The organism is Alkalibacterium sp. m-11, assembly GCF_054658155.1.
Map to the genome: position 1 here is coordinate 1 of NZ_BAAGIR010000165.1, position 3,728 is coordinate 3,728.

Annotated in this window: 5 protein-coding genes; 3 read left to right on the forward strand and 2 right to left on the reverse strand. The window is 42.4% G+C overall.

Annotated features, from left to right (window positions below):
• The first annotated feature begins 158 nt into the window (after positions 1-158).
• Positions 159-842, forward strand: a complete 684-nt coding sequence (locus ACYQ2O_RS11055) for a VanZ family protein (RefSeq protein WP_459796625.1) — start codon at positions 159-161, stop codon at positions 840-842.
• Positions 843-1,103: 261 nt separating this feature from the next.
• Here the strand turns inward: ACYQ2O_RS11055 and ACYQ2O_RS11060 are convergent, their stop codons facing one another.
• The gene (locus tag ACYQ2O_RS11060) at positions 1,104-1,967 is read right to left on the reverse strand and encodes a DUF72 domain-containing protein (RefSeq protein ID WP_459796626.1); all 864 of its coding nucleotides are present in this window, start codon (positions 1,965-1,967) and stop codon (positions 1,104-1,106) included.
• The gene (locus tag ACYQ2O_RS11065; RefSeq protein ID WP_459796628.1) at positions 1,942-2,421 is read right to left on the reverse strand and encodes a YaiI/YqxD family protein; all 480 of its coding nucleotides are present in this window, start codon (positions 2,419-2,421) and stop codon (positions 1,942-1,944) included. The genes ACYQ2O_RS11060 and ACYQ2O_RS11065 overlap by 26 nt, the downstream gene beginning before the upstream one ends.
• 228 nt (positions 2,422-2,649) lie before the next feature.
• Between ACYQ2O_RS11065 and ACYQ2O_RS11070 the strand changes: the two genes are divergently transcribed.
• Together ACYQ2O_RS11070 and ACYQ2O_RS11075 are read left to right on the forward strand one after the other, a co-directional pair.
• Positions 2,650-2,787, forward strand: coding sequence for a hypothetical protein (locus tag ACYQ2O_RS11070; protein WP_459796630.1), 138 nt, complete (start codon positions 2,650-2,652; stop codon positions 2,785-2,787).
• A gap of 11 nt (positions 2,788-2,798) precedes the next feature.
• Positions 2,799-2,933, forward strand: coding sequence for a hypothetical protein (locus ACYQ2O_RS11075; RefSeq protein WP_459796631.1), 135 nt, complete (start codon positions 2,799-2,801; stop codon positions 2,931-2,933).
• Positions 2,934-3,728: the final 795 nt, after the last annotated feature.

Consider the following 3,728-nt stretch of genomic DNA (forward strand, 5'->3'; position numbering starts at 1 on the left):
GCAATGAGATGCCCTCACCTTGAGGCTTGAACAAAACAGAAATGGACTGCGTTCGTACAAGCACTCAAGAATCCCACCCGTCAAACCGAAAGGTTCGGGCTTGCGGCTTTAGCCGTGGGAGTCTCAAGTAGTACTCGAAAGGAAAGGAGGGTGAACAGATGAGTTTGAACAGTCAGACAAAATTAAGACTGGTTCAGATTTTTTCCTGGGCTATGGTCCTGTTCTGGATGGGTGTCATTTTCTGGTTCTCATCACAGCCTGCGGAAGAATCGGTCAGATGGAGCGTCGGGCTCATGGAACTGGGCGGAGAAATCATAACGAACTGGCAGTGGGTAGGCATCATATCAGCCATTCTTCTGTATCATATCTTTCTGATCTGGCTGGCAAAGATGGACTCCCACTTTATTTTAAAAATCGTTCTGTTCGTTTTGTTTCTGATTATAAGTGTAGGTATTGCCCATTTCCTGTTCACATTTGTACGTCCAAGAGTCAGCCGATTTGGTATCTTTGAAATGAACCGATGGGTCATCCATTGGTACCTTAGAAAAAATGCGCACTTCTTCGTCTATCTGTTTCTTGGCAGTTTTCTTATGAATGCTTTTACCTTGTCAGATGTCAGACCATGGCGAGCGTTTGGCCTGGCTTTAGTCATTTCTTTTCTTTATGCGATAACGGATGAATTCCATCAGTACTTCGTACCTGGAAGACAGCCTCTTGTTATGGATGTCATCATCGATACAATCGGGGCCCTGGTAGGCATAGCTCTATACAGCACATTGAGCGCTTTGTTCAAATGGCGTAACAGAAAGAGAAGAACGAGGACGAAGAAACGATCAGGCTGAGGTCTTGAAGTTTGGATAGAGCGACCTGAGATGTAATAATCATTATAAAAACATCCGGCACCCCGTCTCTGATTTAGAACGAGGGGGGCCGGATGTTTTTGTTTACGTTCTGAGGACGAAGAGTCTCAATGCTTCCCTACTCAAAACAAAATTCCATCAAATAAATACCAGTTATTTAAACGAGGAACGACATCAATTTAAAGCTCGTTGGTTGAATCCAAATTTATGTCTAACAAAGCCTCCAGTATAAAATGGATTTCGTTAAAATAAATCGAGCTGCTGAGGGCCGAGGTAATCAAAGGATACGTTCAGAAGCTTCTGAAGGGTCTTCGCATTCTGAGCGGCATGGCCACCTGAATTATTATTGAAAATCACACAGACTTCCATTGACTGCTTTGACAACTGCTCAATGATTTCCTTGAATTCCATCAGTTCGTCATCCCTATAATTGTAGAGGGTCCGCTCAGCCCGCCAGTCCTTGACATTTTCACCAAGCCAGCCCTCGTAGTTTCTGCCGTGAAGGCGAAGAACACTGAGTCTGGAATGTGTACTCCTGACTATTTTAGGCACACTGTTGTTGGGTGTCTGGGGCTGATCAACGATGACATTGGAGAACTCGAGAAGTTTCAGCAGTTCAAGTGTCCGTTCCTGATTTTTCTCGGAAAACCAGGACTGATTCCTGAATTCCACGGCAACCGGCAGATCGCGCATATGACTGCGCGCATACTTCAAGTAATTGACATGTTTACGTGTACAGTCAAAATAGGGTGGAAACTGAAATAGAAAAGCTTTGATCCGTTTCTGTTCGATCATAGGACCAAATGCGTCCGGATAGGCTTCAAAGACATCGTCCATTCGGCTGAAATCAGGCTGGAAGGGTTTATGTAATGTCATCATATTGAATGCCTTTGGGAAGAAAGTGAATGATTCCGGTGTCTTATCGATCCAGTTCAGAATATTGGTTCTGGAAGGAATGGCATAGAAGCTTGTGTCGAGTTCAACCACTGGGAAATGACTGGCATAGTCTTCCAGTTTACGGGAACGGTCACGTTGGATCAGTTCATGATCACTCCATCCGGTCAGAGCAATTGTTATCACGTCAGTTTTCGACCCTTTCTGTCTCATCGAGCTGTTCTTCGATCACCTGACGCAGAAGGTCATCAAATGGATACTGCTTTTCATCCGCAAATGGGTTCAGGGATTTCACTCGGCTTTTATTCATATTACTTCGTCTCATTGCGGCAGATATATGGCGGCCGTCGACCAGTTTCTGAATGATTCTTTCTGTATATTCGTAGCCTTCGTGGTGCAGCACTCTGCACCTTTTAGGAAGAAGCATGGAGGCCAGTCCGTAATCCTGAGTGACTACAATATCATTGGGATAAGCCAGCTCCATGATCTTGAAGTCTGCCTGATCACTCCCTTTATCGACCCATATGCGTTTAACGCCATTTGGAAGTTCTTTTGTTGAATAATGAGAGATACTTGAAACTAGAAGGACCTCAATCTGATAATTCTGAGCTTCCGCAATAATTGTTTCTTTTTTAGGGCATGCATCTGCATCAACTAATATTTTCATATCCAATGCCTCCTTTAAAATCAGTTTACCATATTTTTTGTCAGAAAAGGTAGCTCGATTCCATATGAATAAAGGCTTAGAAGTCGTTCGATCTAAAAGTCAAGTCACCTGGTTTTGTGTTGACATCGTTTACAAAAAAGACTACTCTTATGTCAATGAGGTTTGTTTATTAAGTCAACTAACATGACAGGCAATCTTAAACACACATTCAGGAAAAGAGGCATAAAAGTGAACAAGACATCGCTCTTTATGAAGGGCTGGACATTTGCGAAAGTAGAAGGGATCGACCATACCAGACCGACGAACTTTTTGCCTGTAGAACTGCCCCATGACTGGCTGATTACCGAGAGCAGATCGCTGACATAGTCAGACCGATTTTGAATCGATCAGATATCTTTGCGGTTGATCTGTATGAAACCAGACTGGCTGACAAAGTTGTCGACTATCTGGTCGAGCTGACCGAAAAACCTGGAGCAGTCAGAGAGACTTTGAAACGCGCATTAAGCAAATAAGAGCATAAGTTTTAAAGGAACAGCGAAAGGGAGAATGATTCATCCCGTACGCTGTTCCTTTATTTATATCTGACTGCTGATCCAATGTTGAAGAATCTTTTGTACGAGTCTATTCGGAAAAAAGTTTCTAATACTGTTCGGCCTCGATTGGAAGATGCTTTGTACCATCTAGCTTTAGTTTACAATAAGGATAACCTGAAGACCCGTCATTATATTGTTTCTAACGGCACTTAAATATAGTCCTTTTTAATAAGGTATAACTAGACGCTGTCTAGTTACATTTTAATCTTTAAGAGCTTGAAGAAATAACGCTAGAAGGCCTGTAGTTATAGTTTGTACCAATTTCAGTACGTATGCTGCAACTAAAGAGTCTCTAGTTGTAGTTTATCTTCTAACTGTTTAGTAAATTGCCGTTTGAAACTGCATCGTAATAGTTTAGCAGTGTCTAGTCGTGCTGAACTCTCATTAAAACTCAAAGTAGCGGCAGATCGGCTCATCCAGAAAGATCGAAACTGCAACTAAACGGATTTTACTCTACAAGTCAACGGGATATAAGCTGCTAGAGTCATTAAACCAGTGCTTTTTGAATTAATTAATCATTTAAATCCCATAGAACAAACTAATAGACAAAAAAAGAGGCCGGCTGCTGATCAGACGGTCTCTTTTTTATCAGTTTTCCGAGCGAGAAAACCCACGGTTTCAATCGTGGGATGATAGCTCGGCAGGGATGAGGGTTCGCTTTGGCGAACTCGAAAGCCCTGTGATATATTCGAATATTTTTTGAGTATGTTCGGT

Bases quoted from the DNA above. Each gene is read 5' to 3' on its own strand.
- ACYQ2O_RS11055 (WP_459796625.1), top strand. From the start codon at position 159: ATGAGTTTGAACAGTCAGACAAAATTAAGACTGGTTCAGATTTTTTCC.
- ACYQ2O_RS11065 (WP_459796628.1), bottom strand. From the start codon at position 2,421: ATGAAAATATTAGTTGATGCAGATGCATGCCCTAAAAAAGAAACAATT.
- ACYQ2O_RS11060 (WP_459796626.1), bottom strand. From the start codon at position 1,967: ATGAGACAGAAAGGGTCGAAAACTGACGTGATAACAATTGCTCTGACC.